Source organism: Streptomyces sp. NPDC057287, assembly GCF_042667905.1.
In the GTDB taxonomy this organism is placed as follows: domain Bacteria; phylum Actinomycetota; class Actinomycetes; order Streptomycetales; family Streptomycetaceae; genus Streptomyces.
In genome coordinates this window covers 142880-161817 of the sequence record NZ_JBHUYV010000003.1, presented here as the reverse complement: position 1 = coordinate 161817, position 18938 = coordinate 142880, and the positions used below count along the sequence as shown (strand labels likewise).

The 18938-nt window shown below is 71.2% G+C and carries 16 protein-coding genes and 1 tRNA gene; 1 reads left to right on the top strand and 16 read right to left on the bottom strand.

Annotation, left to right across the window (positions count from 1 at the left end; all coding sequences use genetic code 11):
* Window positions 1-214: 214 nt before the first annotated feature.
* The 16 genes from ACFUNE_RS07270 to ACFUNE_RS07195 form a co-directional block, all read right to left on the bottom strand.
* Window positions 215-652 carry a hypothetical protein gene (locus ACFUNE_RS07270; protein WP_383563474.1) on the bottom strand — a complete coding sequence of 146 codons (438 nt, stop codon included), beginning with the start codon at window positions 650-652 and terminating at the stop codon, window positions 215-217.
* A gap of 262 nt (window positions 653-914) precedes the next feature.
* Entirely contained in the window at window positions 915-2294 is a 1380-nt protein-coding gene (locus ACFUNE_RS07265; protein WP_383563471.1) for an MraY family glycosyltransferase, read from the bottom strand.
* 93 nt (window positions 2295-2387) lie between these two features.
* A complete protein-coding gene (gene glyA, locus ACFUNE_RS07260; RefSeq protein WP_383563468.1) occupies window positions 2388-3671 on the bottom strand; it encodes a serine hydroxymethyltransferase in 1284 nt (427 codons plus the stop codon).
* Between the two features lie 109 nt (window positions 3672-3780).
* Window positions 3781-4422 carry a protein-tyrosine-phosphatase gene (locus ACFUNE_RS07255; protein WP_383563465.1) on the bottom strand — a complete coding sequence of 214 codons (642 nt, stop codon included), beginning with the start codon at window positions 4420-4422 and terminating at the stop codon, window positions 3781-3783.
* Window positions 4419-5066, bottom strand: a complete 648-nt coding sequence (locus ACFUNE_RS07250) for an L-threonylcarbamoyladenylate synthase (protein WP_383563462.1) — start codon at window positions 5064-5066, stop codon at window positions 4419-4421. The genes ACFUNE_RS07255 and ACFUNE_RS07250 overlap by 4 nt, the downstream gene beginning before the upstream one ends.
* A 58-nt stretch (window positions 5067-5124) precedes the next feature.
* On the bottom strand, window positions 5125-5970 hold the full coding sequence (gene prmC / locus ACFUNE_RS07245) for a peptide chain release factor N(5)-glutamine methyltransferase (protein ID WP_383563459.1): 846 nt from the start codon (window positions 5968-5970) through the stop codon (window positions 5125-5127).
* Window positions 5971-6016: 46 nt separating this feature from the next.
* Window positions 6017-7093 (bottom strand): peptide chain release factor 1, encoded by a 1077-nt coding sequence (gene prfA, locus ACFUNE_RS07240; protein WP_205022357.1) that lies wholly within the window; start codon window positions 7091-7093, stop codon window positions 6017-6019.
* A gap of 154 nt (window positions 7094-7247) precedes the next feature.
* Window positions 7248-7469, bottom strand: a complete 222-nt coding sequence (gene rpmE, locus ACFUNE_RS07235; protein ID WP_383563455.1) for a 50S ribosomal protein L31 — start codon at window positions 7467-7469, stop codon at window positions 7248-7250.
* A 178-nt stretch (window positions 7470-7647) separates the two neighbouring features.
* Complete coding sequence (locus tag ACFUNE_RS07230; RefSeq protein WP_383563452.1) at window positions 7648-8751, bottom strand: LCP family protein; 1104 nt, start codon at window positions 8749-8751, stop codon at window positions 7648-7650.
* Window positions 8752-9370: 619 nt separating this feature from the next.
* Window positions 9371-11443 (bottom strand): transcription termination factor Rho, encoded by a 2073-nt coding sequence (gene rho / locus ACFUNE_RS07225; protein WP_383563449.1) that lies wholly within the window; start codon window positions 11441-11443, stop codon window positions 9371-9373.
* Between the two features lie 388 nt (window positions 11444-11831).
* Window positions 11832-12749, bottom strand: a complete 918-nt coding sequence (gene thrB, locus ACFUNE_RS07220; protein ID WP_383563447.1) for a homoserine kinase — start codon at window positions 12747-12749, stop codon at window positions 11832-11834.
* Between the two features lie 306 nt (window positions 12750-13055).
* Window positions 13056-14126, bottom strand: a complete 1071-nt coding sequence (thrC, locus tag ACFUNE_RS07215) for a threonine synthase (RefSeq protein WP_383563444.1) — start codon at window positions 14124-14126, stop codon at window positions 13056-13058.
* A gap of 6 nt (window positions 14127-14132) precedes the next feature.
* A complete protein-coding gene (locus ACFUNE_RS07210) occupies window positions 14133-15443 on the bottom strand; it encodes a homoserine dehydrogenase (RefSeq protein ID WP_383563441.1) in 1311 nt (436 codons plus the stop codon).
* Window positions 15444-15538: 95 nt separating this feature from the next.
* Window positions 15539-16930, bottom strand: a complete 1392-nt coding sequence (lysA, locus tag ACFUNE_RS07205; protein ID WP_383563438.1) for a diaminopimelate decarboxylase — start codon at window positions 16928-16930, stop codon at window positions 15539-15541.
* Between the two features lie 24 nt (window positions 16931-16954).
* Complete coding sequence (gene nrtL, locus ACFUNE_RS07200; protein WP_383563435.1) at window positions 16955-18010, bottom strand: ArgS-related anticodon-binding protein NrtL; 1056 nt, start codon at window positions 18008-18010, stop codon at window positions 16955-16957.
* Between the two features lie 67 nt (window positions 18011-18077).
* Complete coding sequence (locus ACFUNE_RS07195; protein WP_383564149.1) at window positions 18078-18611, bottom strand: response regulator; 534 nt, start codon at window positions 18609-18611, stop codon at window positions 18078-18080.
* A gap of 124 nt (window positions 18612-18735) precedes the next feature.
* Here ACFUNE_RS07195 and ACFUNE_RS07190 point away from each other — a divergent pair.
* Window positions 18736-18807 (top strand) — tRNA-Arg (locus ACFUNE_RS07190).
* Window positions 18808-18938: the final 131 nt, after the last annotated feature.

Below are 18938 nucleotides of genomic sequence, written 5' to 3'. Positions count from 1 at the left end.
CCTTCAGCGTGGCGCATAGGTACGGCAACCTCGTTGTGTCGGCGCGGCAAGCAGCCGCTGGTCGGCACTGGACTGGTTTTACGGATGGGGGGCGGCTCAGGCATTACGCCTCGCGATGGAGCAGGCGCCGATTTTGATGCCCGCGCCCGCAGTGCCGCAGTTGGCACCGGACGATAGCAGGGTCTCGAACGCTCGCTTATCCCGGCCCTACCCCTCACGTCGAAGACCCCGTGTTCTCGGGCGTCTTACCCGCGGACGAGTCCGGCTCGACGTAAAGGATCTTGGTCTTCATGTGCACACGGATCTGCGCGGCGACCCACGCGAGCGTCGCTGCGATCAGCGACGCGGCGAAGGCCCTCGGGTTGAACAGCGTCGTGTTCTGGAAGGCCGCCACGAAGACGAAGAGCAGCAGCAGTTCGACCGTGTAGAGCACCAGCCCCATGGCCTGGAACAGGTGCGGCAACGACTTGGCCGTGCGCTGCAGGACACCGAGTCCGATCCCCATGAAGAGGATCACCACCAGCGTTCCGACCGCCGCGCCGATCGCCCCCTTGCCGCCGGCGAGCGCAGCGCTGACAGCGACGGCGACGACACCGACGGCAGCGGTGGGCACGGCGGTGTGGAGGAGAGTCCGGACGTCGTTGGACGGCATGGCGGTTACTCCGCGTTGCAGGGGGTGGGCAGTGGTCGTCAGGGACGAGCGTAGGCCCGGTCCGAGTCGATGCCTCGGGCCAATGGACCGTGCTACTCAGGTCCTTCGGCTCCTCACCGGGCTTCGTGAACGGTATCACAAACTATTTGATGAGGTCTTTACTCAGAAAGTGTGCCAGCTGTCACACATGAGAGTTACTTCGCCCGTGTGTGCAGAACATCACGGCGTCTTGTCTGGTATGGGGACTTCTGTGCCATGGCCGCTAACGCGGTGAATCGGCACGGTCCCGATCTGTGAACCGCGAACGGGGGCCGATCGCGGTCGCTCCGTTGACGCCGGAGACACCCACGGACACCGAGGGCCGGTCCGGACCCGGGGATGCCATGTGCGAGCCGTCGGGCCCCTGTTGACCCCGCGGGGTGACGTCCACGGCGTCCGCGGACTCCTCGTGGCCCGCCTGCCGGCGCCTGCGGTAGCGCGGCGGCACGAAGGACTCGGCCCAGTGCGGGGCACGCGGGGTGAAGCGCGGCATCAGCAGCAGGACCAGGCCCACGGCGCTGAGGCCCACGATCACCAGCACGATCCAGAGGGACGCGGAGTGCACGGAGTAGCCGACGGCTCCGAACGCGATCAGCGCGGACCAGAAGTACATGATCAGCACGGACCTGCTGTGCGAGTGCCCGATCTCCAGCAGCCGGTGGTGCAGGTGCCCGCGGTCGGCCGCGAACGGCGACTGGCCGTTCCAGGTCCGCCGCACGATGGCCAGCACGAGGTCGGCGGCCGGGATCGCGATGATCGTCAGGGGCAGCAGCAGCGGGATGAAGACCGGCAGCATCGCGTGGGTCGCCTGCCGCTCACTGCCCTCGAAGAGCTTCATCGCGTCCGGGTCGACCTGTCCGGTGACGGAGATCGCGCCGGCGGCCAGCACCAGGCCGATCAGCATCGAACCGGAGTCGCCCATGAAGATCCGGGCGGGGTGCATGTTGTGCGGCAGGAAGCCGAGGCACATGCCCATCAGGATCGCGGCGAAGAGCGTGGCCGGGGCCGCGGCCTCGATCCCGTACCCGTACCAGAGCCGGTAGGTGTACAGGAAGAACGCCGCGGACGCGATGCAGACCATGCCGGCCGCGAGACCGTCCAGTCCGTCGACGAAGTTGACCGCGTTGATGGTGATCACGACCAGCGCGACCGTGAGGAGCGTGCCCTGCCACTGCGTGAGCGCGACCGTGCCGATCCCGGGGATGGGCAGCCACAGGATGGTCAGACCCTGGATGACCATGACGGCGGCGGCGATCATCTGCCCGCCGAGCTTGATCAGCGCGTCGATCTCGAACTTGTCGTCCAGGACGCCGATCAGCCAGATCAGGGCGGCGCCGGAGAGCAGCGCCCTGGGCTCGTTGGACAGTTCGAAGACACCGTTCAGGTTGAACAGGTGGTCCGCGACGATCAGTCCCGCACACAGTCCGCCGAACATGGCGATGCCACCGAGCCGAGGTGTCGGTTCCCGGTGTACGTCACGCGCGCGGATCGCGGGCATCGCCCCGACCGCGATGGCGAACTTCCGCACCGGTCCGGTCAGCAGATAGGTCACTGCGGCCGTGACACAGAGCGTCAGCAGGTAATCACGCACGGGCTGCCCCACAGATTTCGCCGGCCATCTCAGCCCCACACCCTAGTCTCATGAGCAAGGACACCGAGCCACGGGTGTTGGTTGCACACGGCTCGTCCACGCCGTCTACCCCGGATACGGCGGGTTGCGCTCCGCCAGTCCGCGCACCTCGGCCCGCAGCCGGCCGGCGTCGCCCTCCCCCCTCACCGCCGCACCGAACAGTGCCGCGATCCGCGTCATGTCCGCCTCGTCCATGCCCTGGGTGGTGACGGCCGCGGTCCCGAGCCGGATCCCGCGCGCGTCCCCGTACGGCAGCGCGCAGGTGTCCAGCACCATCCCGGCGGCCGTCAGCCGCTCGCGGGCGGTGCGTGCGTCGACGCCCAGCGGGGCCGGGTCCGCCACGACGATGTGGGTGTCGGTGCCCCCCGTGGTGATCTCGAAGCCCTCGGACTCGAGAGCGGCGGCCAGGACGCGGGCGTGTGCCACGACACGGTGGGCGTAGACCGCGAAGCCCGGGGCCGCGGCCTCCCCGAAGGCGACGGCCTTCGCCGCGACGGTGTGCATCTGGGCGCCGCCCTGGGTGAAGGGGAACACCGCCCGGTCGATCCGCTCGGAGAGCTCGACACCGCAGAGGATCATCCCGCCGCGCGGTCCGCGCAGCACCTTGTGCGTCGTGGCGCACACCACGTCGGCGTACGGCACCGGGCTGGGAGCCGCTCCCCCGGCGACCAGCCCCATCGGGTGGGCGGCGTCCGCGATCAGATACGCGCCCGCCTCGTCGGCGATGTCCCGGAACTGCTCGTAGTCGGGGTGCCGGGGGTACGAGATCGACCCGCAGACGATCGCCTTCGGGCGCCGGGCCCGGGCCAGGGCGCGCACCTGCGCGTAGTCGATGAGCCCGCTGTCGGGGTCGACGCCGTAACCGGCGAACTCGAACCAGCGCCCGGAGAAGTTGCCCGGAGCACCGTGGGTGAGGTGCCCGCCGTACGGGAGGCCCATGGCCAGCACCGTGTCGCCGGGGCGCAGCAGGGCGGCGTAGGCGGCCAGGACGGCCGAGGAGCCGGAGTGCGGCTGGACGTTGGCGTGCTCGGCGCCGAAGAGCGCCATGGCCCGCCGGACCGCGACGCGTTCGGCGGCGTCGGCCTGTTCGCAGCCGCCGTGGTGACGGGCTCCGGGGTAGCCCTCGGCGTACTTGTTGGCGAGCGGGGAGCCGAGGGCGGCGAGGACCGCGGGTGAGGTGAAGTTCTCGGCGGCGATGAGCTGGAGGGTGCTCGACTGCCGGCCGGCCTCGGCCAGCAGGATCCCGCCGACCTCCGGGTCCTGGCGGAGCAGGGCGCCGAAGTCCTGCGGCAGTGCGGCGTCCGACGCGGACAGCGGCGGCGCGGGTGCGGCTGGAGTGGTGACCGGCATCGGGGGCTCCGGGCCTGGAGGAGGGGGGTGCGTGGCGTCAGATCCAATGTAGGCCCGCCCCGGGCCGCCTGCCCGCTGCCGGACGCCCCTGTACGCCGGTCGGCGCACCTCAGTGCGGGGCGCGCACTCCGGTCAGTGCCGTCATGACCGGATCGAGCGCCTGGCTGATCTCGTCGCCGATGGAACGGAAGAACGTGATCGGCGCGCCGTACGGGTCGTAGACCTCGTCCGCCTCCGCCGTGGGGGCCAGCAGCCATCCGCGCAGGGCCGCCGCGGCGCGCACCAGTGCGCGGGCGCGCTCGACGACGCCCTCCTCATGGGCGTCGGGCAGCGTCGCGGGGTCTATGGCCCGCACCAGCCGGGTGAACTCCTTCAGGGTGAAGGTCCGCAGGCCCGCCGAGTGGCCCATGGAGATCACCTGGGCGCGGTGGTCGCGGGTGGCGGTGAGGACCAGGTCCGCGCGGATCACGTGCTCGTCGAGGAGCTCGCGTCCGACGAAGCCGGTGGCATCGGCGCCGAAGTCGGCGAGGACGACCTCGGCGTTGGCCTCCATGGGTGCGCCCTCGTGTCCCCAGGTGCCCGCGCTCTCCACGATGAGGCCGCCGCTGAGCGGGTCTCCGAGGCGGTCCACGAGGGCATGGCGGGTCAGCCGCTCGGTGATGGGCGAGCGGCAGACGTTGCCGGTGCTGACGTGGAGGATGCGGAAAGTGTCGTGCTGCCCCGCTATGCCACGCCCCTCAGGGGCGGTCAATTGGCCACCTCGAGGTCGGGTACCACCTTGCGGAGTTCCTCGACCGTGAGCGCGCCGGCCCGCAGCAGGACCGGGATCCTGCCGGTGACGTCGACGATCGACGACGGGACGATGCCGGGGGTCGGGCCGCCGTCGAGGTAGACGGAGACGCTGTCGCCGAGCATGCCCTGGGCGGCGTCGCAGTCCTCGGGCGAGGGGTGTCCGGTGAGGTTAGCGCTGGAGACGGCCATCGGGCCGACCTCCGTGAGCAGCTCGATCGCGACCGGGTGCAGGGGCATCCGGACGGCGACGGTCCCCCGGGTGTCCCCGAGGTCCCACTGGAGCGACGGCTGGTGCTTGGCGACGAGCGTGAGGGCGCCGGGCCAGAACGCGTCGACGAGCTCCCACGCCTGCTCGGAGAAGTCCGTGACCAGACCGTGCAGGGTGTTCGGGGAGCCGATCAGGACAGGCGTCGGCATGTTGCGTCCGCGGCCCTTGGCGTCGAGCAGGTCGGCGACACCCTCCGAGCTGAAGGCGTCCGCACCGATCCCGTACACGGTGTCGGTGGGGAGCACGACCAGTTCGCCGCGGCGGACGGCGGACGCGGCTTCACGCAGGCCGGTCGTACGGTCGGTCGCGTCGTTGCAGTCGTATCGCCGTGCCATCAGCCGGCCTCCTCGGACATGTACGGGTAGGGATCGTGCGGTGCCGGCGTCCCGGTGATCACGGCATGGCCTTGCGGGCCGTCGCGAACCGGGGGCGCTTGTTCAGGTCGGGGTGGTCGGCCGCGTCGGCCCAGCCCCGCTCCTCGGTGAAGATCCACGGCACCTGGCCGCCCTGGGTGTCGGCGTGCTCGATGACGACGAGCCCGCCGGGACGGAGGAGGCGGTGTGCGGTGCGTTCGATGCCGCGGATGGTGTCGAGGCCGTCCTCGCCTGAGAAGAGCGCCATCTGCGGGTCGTGGTCCCGGGCCTCCGGCGCCACGTACTCCCACTCGGTGAGCGGGATGTACGGCGGGTTGGAGATGACCAGGTCGACCTGGCCGTCGAGCTCGGGAAGGGCGCTCAGGGCGTCGCCGCGGTGGACGGTGACCCTGGACCCCTCGGCGTTCTTCCGGGTCCACCTCAGGGCGTCCTCGGACAGCTCCACGGCGTGCACGCGCGAACGCGGCACCTCCTGCGCCATGGCGAGCGCGATCGCGCCCGATCCGGTGCAGAGGTCGACGATCAGCGGCTCCACGACGTCCATCGCGCGGACGGCGTCTATCGCCCAGCCGACGACCGACTCGGTCTCCGGACGCGGGACGAAGACACCCGGACCCACCTGGAGCTCCAGGTAGCGGAAGAAGGCACGGCCGGTGATGTGCTGGAGCGGCTCGCGGTTCTCGCGCCGGGCGATCGTCTCCCAGTAGCGGGCGTCGAAGTCGGTGTCCGGCACATGGTGCAGTTCGCCCCGCTTGACGCCGTGCACGAACGCGGCGAGTTCCTCGGCGTCGAATCGCGGTGAGGGGACACCGGCGTCGGCCAGCCGCTGGGTGGCCTGGGCCACCTCGGCGAGCAGCAGGTTCATCGCGGTTCTCCGTACGGGTTCACGAGCGGGGCGGGGCGGGTGCGGCTTATGCGGCGGCGAGCTTGGCGGCGGAGTCGGCGTCGACGCAGGCCTGGATGACCGCGTCGAGGTCGCCGTCGAGCACCTGGTCCAAGTTGTACGCCTTGAAGCCGACGCGGTGGTCCGAGATCCGGTTTTCCGGGAAGTTGTACGTCCGGATCTTCTCGGACCGGTCCACGGTGCGCACCTGGCTGCGGCGCACGTCGGAGGCTTCCTGCTCGGCCGCCTCCTGGGCGGCGGCCAGCAGCCGGGACCGCAGGATGCGCATGGCCTGCTCCTTGTTCTGGAGCTGGCTCTTCTCGTTCTGGCAGGAGGCGACGACACCGGTCGGCAGGTGCGTGATGCGGACGGCGGAGTCCGTGGTGTTGACGGACTGGCCACCGGGGCCCGAGGAGCGGTAGACGTCGATCCGGAGGTCGTTGGCGTGGATCTCGACGTCGACCTCCTCCGCCTCGGGCGTGACGAGCACACCGGCGGCCGAGGTGTGGATGCGGCCCTGCGACTCGGTGGAGGGCACGCGCTGCACGCGGTGCACCCCGCCCTCGTACTTCATCCGCGCCCAGACGCCCTGGCCGGGCTCGGTGGCCCCGTTGCCGCCCTTGGTCTTCACGGCGACCTGGACGTCCTTGTAGCCGCCGAGCTCGGACTCGGTGGAGTCGATGATCTCGGTCTTCCAGCCGACACGCTCGGCGTAGCGCAGGTACATGCGCAGGAGGTCACCGGCGAACAGGGCGGACTCGTCGCCACCCGCGCCCGCCTTGATCTCCAGGAGCACGTCCTTGTCGTCGCTGGGGTCGCGCGGGACCAGGAGAAGGCGGAGCTTCTCGGTGATCTCCTCGCGCTGCTTCTCCAGGACCTTGACCTCGGCGGCGAAGTCCGGGTCGTCGGCGGCGAACTCACGGGCGGTGCCGATGTCGTCGCCGGTCCGCTTCCAGGACCGGTAGGTGGAGACGATCGGGGTCAGCTCCGCGTAGCGCTTGTTGAGCTTGCGCGCGTTGGCCTGGTCGGCGTGGACCGACGGGTCGGCGAGCTTCTTCTCGAGATCGGCGTGCTCGCCGATCAGTTCCTCGACCGCCTCGAACATCTTCGGGCTCCTGGTTTCTGCGTCATACGTCTGCGGGCCTGCTGGACGGTGCGCCGCCTGTGCCGCACCTCGCGGGCACGGCCGGCCGCACAGCCGGAAAAAACGCCGGCCCCGGCGCCCGGTGAGGGGCGTCGGGAACCGGCGCAGTGGCTCGCTACTTGCTGGAGCCGGCGGCCTTGCCGAAGCGGGCCTCGAAGCGGGCCACACGGCCACCGGTGTCGAGGATCTTCTGCTTGCCCGTGTAGAACGGGTGGCACTCGGAGCAGACGTCGGCACGGATCGCGCCGCCGTCGAGGGTGCTCCGGGTGGTGAACGACGCGCCACAGGTGCAGCTGACCTGGGTCTCGACGTACTGGGGGTGAATCTCGCGCTTCAAGGTGTCTCCTAGTTTCGGGAGGGCTCCGGGTCGTTCGCGCGGATTGCGCGTCCGTGAACCGGGGCCGACGTACCAGTCTGCCAGGACCGGCCGTATCTCCCAAAACGAGGACCCTGCCCCGCATATTCCCGCGCGGTCCGGGGAACCATGCGCGACCGTACGGTGACGGAACGTGCGGTTATCGCACGACCTTCCCCGCGTCGCCCTTGTCGCCGGCCGACTTGGCGGTGGCGGACGCCGGAATGGGCTTGTCCTGCTTGAGCGCCGCCCACACCCGCTGTCCGGCCTTCTCCTGGGGCAGCACCCGGTTCGGGGACTCGGGGTCGTACTCCACGGGCAGGGTGACCATGTCGACGTTCGACGAGCCGAGCCCCTTGAGCCCGTCGGCGAAGCCTGTGAGCTTCTTGACGGAGGCCAGCTCGGAGTCGGTGGTGACGGCCTTGGTCGCGGTGTCGGCGAGCCCGAAGAGCGTCTGCGGGTCGGAGAAGACCCCGACGCTCTTCGCCTGGTCCATCAACGCCTTGACGAACGCCTGCTGGAGCTGGATCCGGCCCAGGTCGCTGCCGTCCCCGACGCTCTCACGGGTACGGACGAGACCGAGGGACTGCTCCCCGCTCAGGGTGTGGGGGCCGGGCTTCAGCGCGAGGTGGCTGTTGGGGTCGTCGATCGCCTTCGCGGTGGTGATCTTCACCCCGCCGAGCTCGTCGATGAGCTTCTTGAACCCGGTGAAGTCGACCTCGACGTAGTGGTCCATGCGGATGCCGGACATCTTCTCGACGGTCTTCACGGCACAGGCGGGTCCGCCGACGGCGTACGCCGTGTTGAACATCGCCTCCTTCTGCCCGCCCACCTGCTCGCCGGTGGTGTCGCTCGCACAGGCGGGGCGGTCGACGAGGGTGTCCCTCGGCACGGAGACCACGCTCGCGGACGTGTGGCCCTTGTCGACGTGGACGACCATCGCGGTGTCCGACCGCGCGGAACCCTGGTCCTCGCCGTACTTCGCGTTGGCGCCGGAGCGGGAGTCCGATCCCAGCACCAGGATGTCCTGCGAGCCGTCGTCCACGTCGTCGGGGCGTCCCGCGCCCAGGGCGGCGTCGATGTCGACGCCCTTCAGGTTCCCGTTGAGGGTGTAGTAGGCGTAACCGAGCCCGGATCCCCCGACGACCACCAGGGCGGCGGCGCCCCACAGGGCGATCCGCTTCACCCGGCGGGCCCGCGGCGGCTTCCTCCGGCGGCTGCCGGTGCCACGTATTCGGCCGGTGCTCCTGCTCTGCTCGCTCATCTGCTCCCTCTTCCGCTGCTCGCTGTTACCCCCTGCCGTGGTGCACGGGCGTGGTCCGGCGTCACTCGGTGGGACGGCCGGAGCAGCGAGAAGCGTTGCACAGCGAGCTGGGGCCCCCGTCCCGCGACGAGGGCCCCGGCAGTAGCCGGCGATCTTCGGGAAACCGGTGGCTCACCTGGTGTTTCGGGCCCGGGACGGAATCTGCCGGGGCCGGTGCACGGGCTCACCGGATGTGGTCAACGTCTCCGGACGGGCCCGGAGGCCCGATCCGTGCCGGCCCCGCGCCGCGGGCCGCGCGGCACGGCGTCCGGGACGCGGCCCGGGAAGATCCACAGGCCGTGACCCACGCCGCGGACGGCGGCGTCCGCGACGCCGCCCCTCCCGCCGGTGTGCGGAGCCGCGGACCTCCCGCTCCCCGCCCATGGCCCACGGCCTCCGCACCCTCGACAGGGCTACGCGGCGGGGTGGTTGGTCGCGGCGGAGGGGCAAATCCTGCGGGCGTGACGCGCGGTGGAGACGCGGACGCGCGTCCTCGCGCCTGCGACATGCCGGGGCGCGACGCGGAACTGCCCCCGTCACACCGTGACGGGGGCAGTTCCGTTCGACTCCTGATACGACGTCAGTCGTTGGCGTTGCCAGGCGTCGTCTTCTGGATCTGGAGCAGGAACTCCGCGTTGGACTGCGTCTTCTTCATGCGGTCCAGCAGGAGCTCGATGGCCTGCTGCTGGTCGAGTGCGTGGAGCACCCGGCGCAGCTTCCAGACCACGGCGAGCTCGTCGGTGCCGAGCAGGATCTCTTCCTTACGGGTGCTGGACGCGTCGACGTCCACCGCCGGGAAGATGCGCTTGTCCGAGAGCTTCCGGTCGAGCTTGAGCTCCATGTTGCCGGTGCCCTTGAACTCCTCGAAGATCACCTCGTCCATGCGCGAGCCGGTCTCGACGAGCGCGGTGGCCAGGATGGTCAGCGAGCCGCCGTCCTCGATGTTCCGCGCGGCACCGAAGAAGCGCTTCGGCGGGTACAGCGCGGTCGAGTCGACACCACCGGACAGGATGCGGCCGGAGGCCGGTGCCGCCAGGTTGTAGGCACGGCCCAGACGGGTGATCGAGTCCAGCAGGACCACCACGTCGTGTCCCAGCTCCACGAGGCGCTTCGCACGCTCGATGGCGAGCTCGGCGACGGTGGTGTGGTCCTCGGCGGGACGGTCGAAGGTCGAGGAGATGACCTCGCCCTTCACCGACCGCTGCATGTCGGTGACCTCTTCCGGACGCTCGTCGACCAGGACGACCATCAGGTGGCACTCGGGGCTGTTGACCGTGATCGCGTTGGCGATGGCCTGCAGGATCATGGTCTTACCGGTCTTCGGCGGGGCCACGATCAGGCCTCGCTGGCCCTTGCCGATCGGTGCGACCAGGTCGATGATCCGGGTGGTCAGGACGTTGGAGTCGGTCTCCAGACGGAGCCGGTCCTGCGGGTACAGCGGGGTCAGCTTCTGGAACTCGGGACGGCCGCGGCCGCTCTCCGGCGCCATGCCGTTGACGGAGTCCAGGCGGACCAGCGCGTTGAACTTCTCGCGGCGCTCGCCGTCCTTGGGCTGGCGCACCGCACCGGTGACGTGGTCACCCTTGCGCAGGCCGTTCTTGCGGACCTGGGCGAGCGAGACGTACACGTCGTTGGGGCCCGGCAGGTAGCCGGAGGTCCGGATGAACGCGTAGTTGTCGAGGATGTCGAGGATGCCCGCGACGGGGATCAGGACGTCGTCGTCGGCCACCTGGACGTCGGTCGCGAAGTCCTCGCGGCCGCGACGGCCACGGCGGTCGCGGTAACGGCCCCGGCGGCCGCGACGGCCGCCCTCGTCGTCGAAACCGTCGTCCTGCTGGGGGCCGCCGCCCTGCGGGCCCTGGTTCTGGCCGCCGCCCTGCTGGCCCTGGCGGCGTCCGCCACCCTGCTGGCCCTGGTCGTCGCCCTTGCCCCGGCGGTCACGCTGGCGGTCCCGGCGGTCACCGCGGTCCTGGCGGTCTCCGCGGTCCTGGCGGTCTCCGCGACGGCCGTCCTGGCGGTCTCCGCGGCGGCCCTCGGCGGTATCCGTGGCGGACTCCGCCTTGGCGCCGTCCTTCGCCTCGCCGCGCTCGTCGGCGCGGTCCTGACGGCCCTCGCCCTTCGGCTCGGACTTCGGCTCCGACTTCGGCTCGGTCCTGGCATCCGCCTTGGACTCGCCCTTGGTCTCGGGGCTGCCCGCCTGCGCGGTGGCCCGGCGACGGCGACGCTCACCCGCGGGCTGCTCGTCGCTGGCCGGCTGACCGGGGATGTCGATCTGCTGCTGCGCGGCGGCCTTGTCGGCGGCCGGCGCGGCAGCGGTCTCGTCACCGGTGCGCGTCTTGGACGTGGCGCGCCGCTTCGGCTTGCTCGCGGCATCCGTACCGGCGGACGCGGCGGCCTTGGGGGCGGGCGCGGAGGATCCTCCGGCCTGCGCCTCCTTGATGACCTCGATCAGCTGGCTCTTGCGCATCCGCGCAGTTCCCCTGATGCCGAGGCCGGACGCGACCTGCTGCAGCTCGGCCAGGACCATGCCATCGAGGCCGGTGCCGGAGCGGCGGCGCCGTGCGGTGGTGCCAGTGGCAGCACCTTCGGCGGGCACGGAGCTGTCGACGCTCTTGTCGGCGCTCACGCCCATCAGATCGGTGGTGTCGCTCACGAAGGGTCCTTCCCTGGAGCGGACGTCGGCCTTCTGGCTCGGCGACCGGTTGTGCTGTCCGACTGCGGTCTGTTGATCGTGTCGATCGCGGACCTTGCCGGGGCGGTGGTCCGCCGGGTACGGCGGAGAGATGAATGTGCGGGGTTCCGGCGCGAGATCCCCCTGCTCGGCCCACTCCTGGACGAGCAAGAGGGTGTCGTGCCGGTTCCGGAGCGTGTTCGAAGGCTCAGGCAGGCTGCTCAGGCAGTCGGGGAGGCTCCCGGAAGAGTGGTGGTCCCGAAGGGGGACACGAAGCAACGCGCCACGAAGACGTCGATTGCTGACTTGAGGTTAACACTACCGGCTCCAACAAACATTCCCCCTCTCATGCACCGGCAATCACATGGGACTACGCGGCGAGCGGCAACACGCTCGCACCGGCGGCGTCGAGAGCGAGCCGGTTCGCGGCCCAGCCCTCACCCGCCAGCCGGGCGACCTTGTCGGCCGATCCCTCCTCCGTCAGCGCGAGCACGGTGGGCCCCGCACCGGAGATGACAGCGGGGACACCGTCGGCGCGCAGCCGGTTCACCAGCTCCACGCTCCGCGGCATCGCCGGGCCCCGGTACTCCTGGTGGATCCGGTCCTCGGTGGCGGCGAGCAGCAGCTCGGGGCGCCTGGTCAGGGCCTCGACGAGCAGGGCCGCACGGCCGGCGTTGGCCGCGGCGTCCACGTGGGGGACGGTGCGCGGCAGCAGGCCGCGGGCGGTCTCGGTGAGCACCGGCACGGCCGGGACGAAGACCACCGGAACGACGGACTCCGCGGGGTCCATACGGATCGCCCTGGCGGCTCCGCCGTCCATCCAGGCGAGGGTGAATCCGCCGAGGAGACACGCGGCGACGTTGTCGGGGTGCCCCTCGATCTCGGTCGCCAGCTCCAGCAGCGCGGCGTCGTCGAGCCGGGCCTCGCCACCGGTCGTCACGGCGCGGGCGGCGACGATCCCGGCGCAGATGGCGGCGGACGAGGAACCGAGGCCGCGGCCGTGCGGGATGCGGTTGGCGCAGACGATCTCGAGGCCGCGGGGCTGGCCGCCGAGCAGGTCGAAGGCCGTGCGCAGGGAGCGTACGAGCAGGTGGCTCTCGTCGCGGGGCAGCGTCTCGGCGCCCTCACCCGCGATGTCGATGTGCAGCCCGGAGTCGGCGACCCGGACGACGACGTCGTCGTAGAGCCCCAGCGAGAGGCCGAGGGCGTCGAAACCCGGGCCGAGGTTGGCGCTGGTTGCGGGGACGCGCACCCGGACGGCGGCGGCTCGGAACGCGGGACCGGCCATCGGTTGGACGACTCTTCCTGTACGGCGGCGGGGATGTTGTGCAGGGTACTTCGACGTGCGTGGGGTGCCGTTGTGCGGGGGTACGGGAGGCCCGGCAGTCACGACGGCTGCTGCACCGCGGCGGATGCGGCGGGGCGGGTCGAGTACAGCTTATCGAAGGAAGGTTCTGTGGCGACATAGGGCGCACAGGAGGCGCACGATGCGTGTCGCACGCCTCCGATGCGCTCTCCGCCCGGAAGGGCGGCGGGGCCGGTCGGGGCCCTTTCCTCCGGATCGGGCGGGCGGGCCCGATCCGGAGGGGAGGGACTAGACGAGGCCCAGCTTCTCGGCCGCGGTCACGGCGTCGACAGGGACGGTGACCGGCTGCGGAGCGCCCGCGACGGCCCAGTCCGGGTCCTTGAGGCCGTTGCCCGTGACGGTGCAGACGATCTTCTGGCCGGGGTCGACCTTGCCCTCTGCGGCCGCCTTGAGCAGACCGGCCACGGACGCCGCCGACGCGGGCTCGACGAAGACACCCTCCTGGGAGGCCAGCAGACGGTAGGCCGACAGGATCTGACGATCCGTCACCTCGTCGATGAAGCCGCCCGACTCGTCCCGCGCGTCCAGCGCGAACTGCCAGGACGCCGGGTTGCCGATGCGGATCGCGGTGGCGATGGTCGCCGGGTCCTTGACGATCTCGCCGCGGACGATCGGCGCGGAGCCGGACGCCTGGAAGCCCCACATGCGCGGGGTGTGCGTCGAGATGCCGTCCCCCGCGTACTCCTTGTAGCCCTTCCAGTAGGCCGTGATGTTGCCCGCGTTGCCCACCGGCAGGACGTGGATGTCCGGGGCGTCGCCGAGCGCGTCGACGATCTCGAACGCTGCGGTCTTCTGGCCCTCGATGCGGACAGGGTTGACCGAATTGACCAGCGCCACCGGGTAGTTGTCCGAGAGGCTGCGGGCCAGGGTCAGGCAGTCGTCGAAGTTGCCGTCGACCTGGAGGATCTTCGCGCCGTGGACGAGCGCCTGGCCCATCTTGCCGAGCGCGATCTTGCCCTGCGGCACGAGCACGGCGCAGACCATGCCGGCGCGCACCGCGTACGCGGCGGCGGAGGCGGAGGTGTTGCCGGTGGAGGCGCAGATGACGGCCTGCGCGCCCTCCTCCTTGGCCCGGGTGATCGCCATGGTCATCCCGCGGTCCTTGAACGACCCGGTGGGGTTGGCGCCCTCGACCTTGAGGTGCACCTCGCAGCCCGTGCGCTCGGAGAGGACCTGCGCCGGGACGAGCGGCGTGCCGCCCTCACGGAGTGTGACGACCGGCGTCGTGCTCGTGACCGGGAGACGGTCCCGGTACTCCTCGATGATGCCGCGCCACTGGTGGGTGCCCTTGCTGGTCATGGGTCCTTACTCCCCTTCAACACGCATGATGCTGGCGACACCGCGCACGGTGTCCAGCTTGCGCAGCGCCTCGACGGTCCCGGAGAGGGCGGCGTCGGGCGCGCGGTGGGTGACGACGACGAGGGATGCCTCGCCGCCGGTTTCCTGACTGTCCGGCCGACTCTGCTGGCGGACCGTATCGATCGATACGCCCTGTTCGGCGAAGACCGTCGCCACCTGGGCGAGTACGCCAGGCTTGTCGGCCACGTCGAGACTGATGTGGTAGCGCGTGACGACGTCGCCCATGGGGCTGACGGGCAGGCGCGTGTAGGCGGACTCACCGGGACCGGTGGTCGCTCCGATGATGTTGCGGCAGACGGCCACCAGGTCACCGAGGACGGCGGACGCGGTCGGGGCGCCGCCGGCGCCGGGACCGTAGAACATCAGCTGCCCGGCGGCCTCGGCCTCGACGAAGACCGCGTTGTACGCCTCGCGGACGGAGGCCAGCGGGTGGGTGAGCGGGATCATCGCGGGGTGCACGCGGGCGGTGACGGACCTGCCGTCGGCGGCGCGCTCGCAGATGGCGAGGAGCTTGACGGTACAGCCCATGCGGCGGGCGGAGGCGATGTCCGCTGCGGTGACCTCGGTGATGCCCTCGCGGTGCACCTCACCGATCTTCACCCGGGTGTGGAAGGCGATCCCGGCGAGGATCGCGGCCTTCGCGGCGGCGTCGAAGCCCTCCACGTCGGCGGTCGGGTCGGCCTCCGCGTACCCGAGGGCGGTGGCCTCGTCGAGCGCCTCGGAGTACCCGGCCCCGCTCGTGTCCATCTTGTCGAGGATGAAGTTGGTCGTGCCGTTGACGATGCCGAGCACCCGGTTGACCTTGTCGCCCGCGAGGGACTCGCGCAGCGGCCGTACGAGGGGGATGGCGCCGGCCACGGCCGCCTCGTAGTAGAGGTCCCTGCCGTGCTTCTCGGCGGCGGCGTGGAGCGCGGAGCCGTCCTCGGCGAGCAGCGCCTTGTTGGCCGAGACGACCCCGGCGCCGTGCTCGAAGGCTGTCGTGATCAGCGTGCGGGCGGGCTCGATGCCGCCGATGACCTCGACGACGACGTCGATGTCGCCCCGTTTGACCAGGGCGGTCGCGTCGGTCGTGATCAGCGCGGGGTCGATCCCCTCCCGCACCTTGGAGGGCCGGCGGACGGCGACGCCGGCGAGCTCGACCGGCGCGCCGATGCGCGCGGCGAGGTCGTCGGCGTGCGTCGTCATGATGCGCGCCACTTCTGAGCCGACCACTCCACAGCCCAGCAGCGCCACCTTCAGCGGACGCGTACGCATCATCCGACCTCGTTTCTCATACTTCTGATGTGTGGACCAGTCTCACTCACCGGACGGGGGTTTCTGCCACCCGTCCGGATTTTGAGATGTAAATTTCATCAGCCGACATCGAGGCGCAGGAGATCTTCCTCCGTCTCGCGCCGGACGATGACCCGGGCCTGCCCGTCGCGCACGGCGACGACCGGCGGGCGCAGGGCGTGGTTGTAGTTGCTCGCCATGGAGCGGCAGTACGCGCCGGTGGCCGGCACCGCGATCAGGTCACCGGGTGCCAGGTCGGACGGCAGGAACGCGTCCTTGACCACGATGTCACCGCTCTCGCAGTGCTTGCCGACGACGCGGACCAGCATCGGCTCCGCGTCGGAGGTGCGCGAGACGAGCGCGACGCTGTACTCGGCGTCGTAGAGGGCTGTGCGGATGTTGTCCGACATCCCGCCGTCGACGCTCACGTAGGTCCGCAGACCCTCGAGGGGCTTGATGGTGCCGACCTCGTACAGCGTGAACGCGGTGGGACCGACGATCGCGCGGCCCGGCTCGACGGAGATGCGCGGGGTCCTCAGACCGGCCGACTCGCACTCTCGGGTCACGATGTCGCCGAGCGACTTGGCGATCTCGTGGGGCTCGCGGGGGTCGTCGTCGCTGGTGTACGCGATCCCGAGGCCGCCGCCGAGGTCGATCTCGGGGAGCTCGACGCCGTGCTCGTCACGGACCTCGGCGAGCAGCTGCACCACGCGCCGCGCGGAGACCTCGAAGCCGGCCATGTCGAAGATCTGCGAGCCGATGTGCGAGTGGATGCCGATGAGCTCCAGGCCGTCCAGGGTGAGCGCCCTGCGGACCGCCTCGGCCGCCTGTCCGCCCGCCAGCGCGATGCCGAACTTCTGGTCCTCGTGCGCGGTGGCGATGAACTCGTGCGTGTGGGCCTCGACCCCGACCGTGACGCGGATCTGCACGCGCTGGCGGGTGCCGAGCCGCTGGGCGATGTGCGCGACCCGGGCGATCTCCTGGAAGGAGTCGAGCACGATCCGTCCGACGCCCGCCTCGACGGCCCGCTCGATCTCGGCGACGGTCTTGTTGTTGCCGTGGAAGGCGATGCGCTCGGCGGGCATCCCGGCGTCCAGCGCGGTGGCCAGCTCGCCGCCGGAGCACACGTCGAGGTTCAGCCCCTCGTCCTTGAGCCAGCGCACGACGGCACGCGACAGGAAGGCCTTCCCGGCGTAGAAGACGTCGGCGTCCGCCCCGAAGGCGTCCGCCCAGGCACGGCAGCGCGCCCGGAAGTCGGCCTCGTCCAGGAAGTAGGCCGGGGTGCCGAACTCCTCGGCGAGACGGGCGACTTCCATCCCTCCGACGGTGAGCGCGCCGTCCGCGTCACGGGTGACGGTGCGGGACCAGACCTTCGCGTCCAGCTCGTTCAGGTCGGTCGCCGGGGCGGTGTAGTGGCCCTCGGGGAGGACGTCGGCGTGGCGGGGGCCGGCGGGGTGTGCGGATCGGCTCATCGTTCTGCTCTGCTCTCTCGGTTCTCAGAGGTGTTCGGGCGCGCTGATGCCGAGCAGGGACAGGCCGCCTGCGAGCACCGTCCCGGCGGCTTCGGCAAGGGCCAGCCGGGAGCGGTGGGCGGCCGAGGGTTTCTCGTCGCCGACGGGGAGCGCCGGGCAGGCGTCGTGGAAGTCGAAGAAGGCGTGCGCCACCGTCTCGAGGTGCCGGGCGAGCCGGTCGGGTGCCCGGTGGCGGGCGGCGGCGGCGAGGACGCCGGGATGGTCGGCGAGTGCGGCGTGCAGTGCGGGCGCGTCGACGTCCTCGTCGTAACGGGCGGTGAAGCCGAGGCGCTCCGCCTCGCGGGTGAGCGCACGGGCGCGGGCATGGGCGTAGCGGACCAGGAAGAGCGGGTTTCCCTCCCCCTGTACGAGGAGTTCGTCGCCGAGGGTCGCGCGGTCGTGCCCGGCGGGCCGCAGCAGGCCCCAGCGGGTGGCGTCGGCCCCCAGCCGCTCCAGCAGCTCCCCCGTCGTGGCCCCTGCGGGAACGGGCCGGGTCTGCGCGAGCGGGACGGGAGGCCGGCCGTTCGCGTCGACGGTGACGCCGAGGCGCGCCCAGCCGGGGTCGGACGCCTCCTCGCAGGTGACACGCCCCAGGGCGCCCTGCGCACGCAGCAGCTTCATCACCGTGCCCGCCACGACCGCCGCCCGGACCTCGCGCCGGTGGTGGAGCTGATGCACCTGCCCGGCGCACTCGGTGCTCCAGCCGTACCGGAGCCCGTGCTCCAGCACCTGGCGTACGCGGGCGGCGCCGTCGGCGGAGGCGTCGAGCGTGAAGTTCAGAAAGCCGGGCCCGGTGATCTCGACCCGTCCGATCCCGGGTGCGCCGACGACCCGGTCCCGCAGCAGTGCGGCGACCTCGCGCGCCGGGAGCGCGGCGGGGCCGGCCAGCTGGAGGGCCACGGCGCAGGCGTAGTCGCCGCTGCCACCGGGCCGCGTCCGCTCGACCCGCACGCGCGCCGGTACCGGCGCGCGCAGGGCGTTCTCGTCGACCGCGCGGCGCACAGCGTGCAGCACGGTCCGGGAGATGTCTGCGGGGGTCACAGGACAAGCGTATGGGAGGAAGGGGGGCCCTTCGCCAACCGGTTTCGCCATGCGGGCAGGGACCCGGTCAGCCGGCCGTGCTCCCCGCGCCGCGCCTTCCGTCGAACGGTGCGGGATCTTCGAGGCGCGCGAGCCGGCGCACCATGCGCACCAGCTCGCTCGGTTCGAAGGGCTTCGCCAGGAAGGCGTCGACGCCTGCGGCCGCCCCGGAGTCCACCTCACGGGGCGTACAGGCGCTGATGACGGCGACGGGGAGATGACCGGTCCGGGGATCGGCGCGCAGCCGGGCCGCGGTCTGTATTCCGTCGAGCCGGGGCATCACCACGTCGAGAGTGATCACATCCGGGCAGACCTCGTGCACCAGGTCCAGGCACTCGACGCCATCGGCCGCGGTCACGACCTCGAAGCCCTCCAGCTCGAGATTGACCCTGATCAGCTGCCGGATGACCTTGTTGTCGTCCACAACAAGCACGCGGCCGTACGCCCCTGACACCCTTCGAGAGTAGGTCGAGCGGAGTAGCTGCGTCCGGGTTTTGCCCACTTCCGCCCCCGCAGGGGTGGCCGGCACCTCCGCGGGCCCCGCCGCCGCCGGGCTCCGCATCCGGCCGCGCGGCGCCGCCGGATCCACCCGGCGACCGGTCCCGGCGGCGCGTGAATACCTGTTCCCGGACACCGGGTCGGAGCTGGTAGGGTTTCACTCGTCGCCGCCGAGAGCAGCGATTTTCGCCCCCGTAGCTCAGGGGATAGAGCATCGGCCTCCGGAGCCGGGTGCGCAGGTTCGAATCCTGCCGGGGGCACTTCGCAGGAAGTGCCGAAAAGACCTTCTGGTCAGTGGAGACACTGAGCAGGGGGTCTTTTTCATGTCGCGGTGGTTCCGGTCACGGCGAGCGGGTGCGCGGATCCATGACGGCATGAGCGCTCCGCCCGG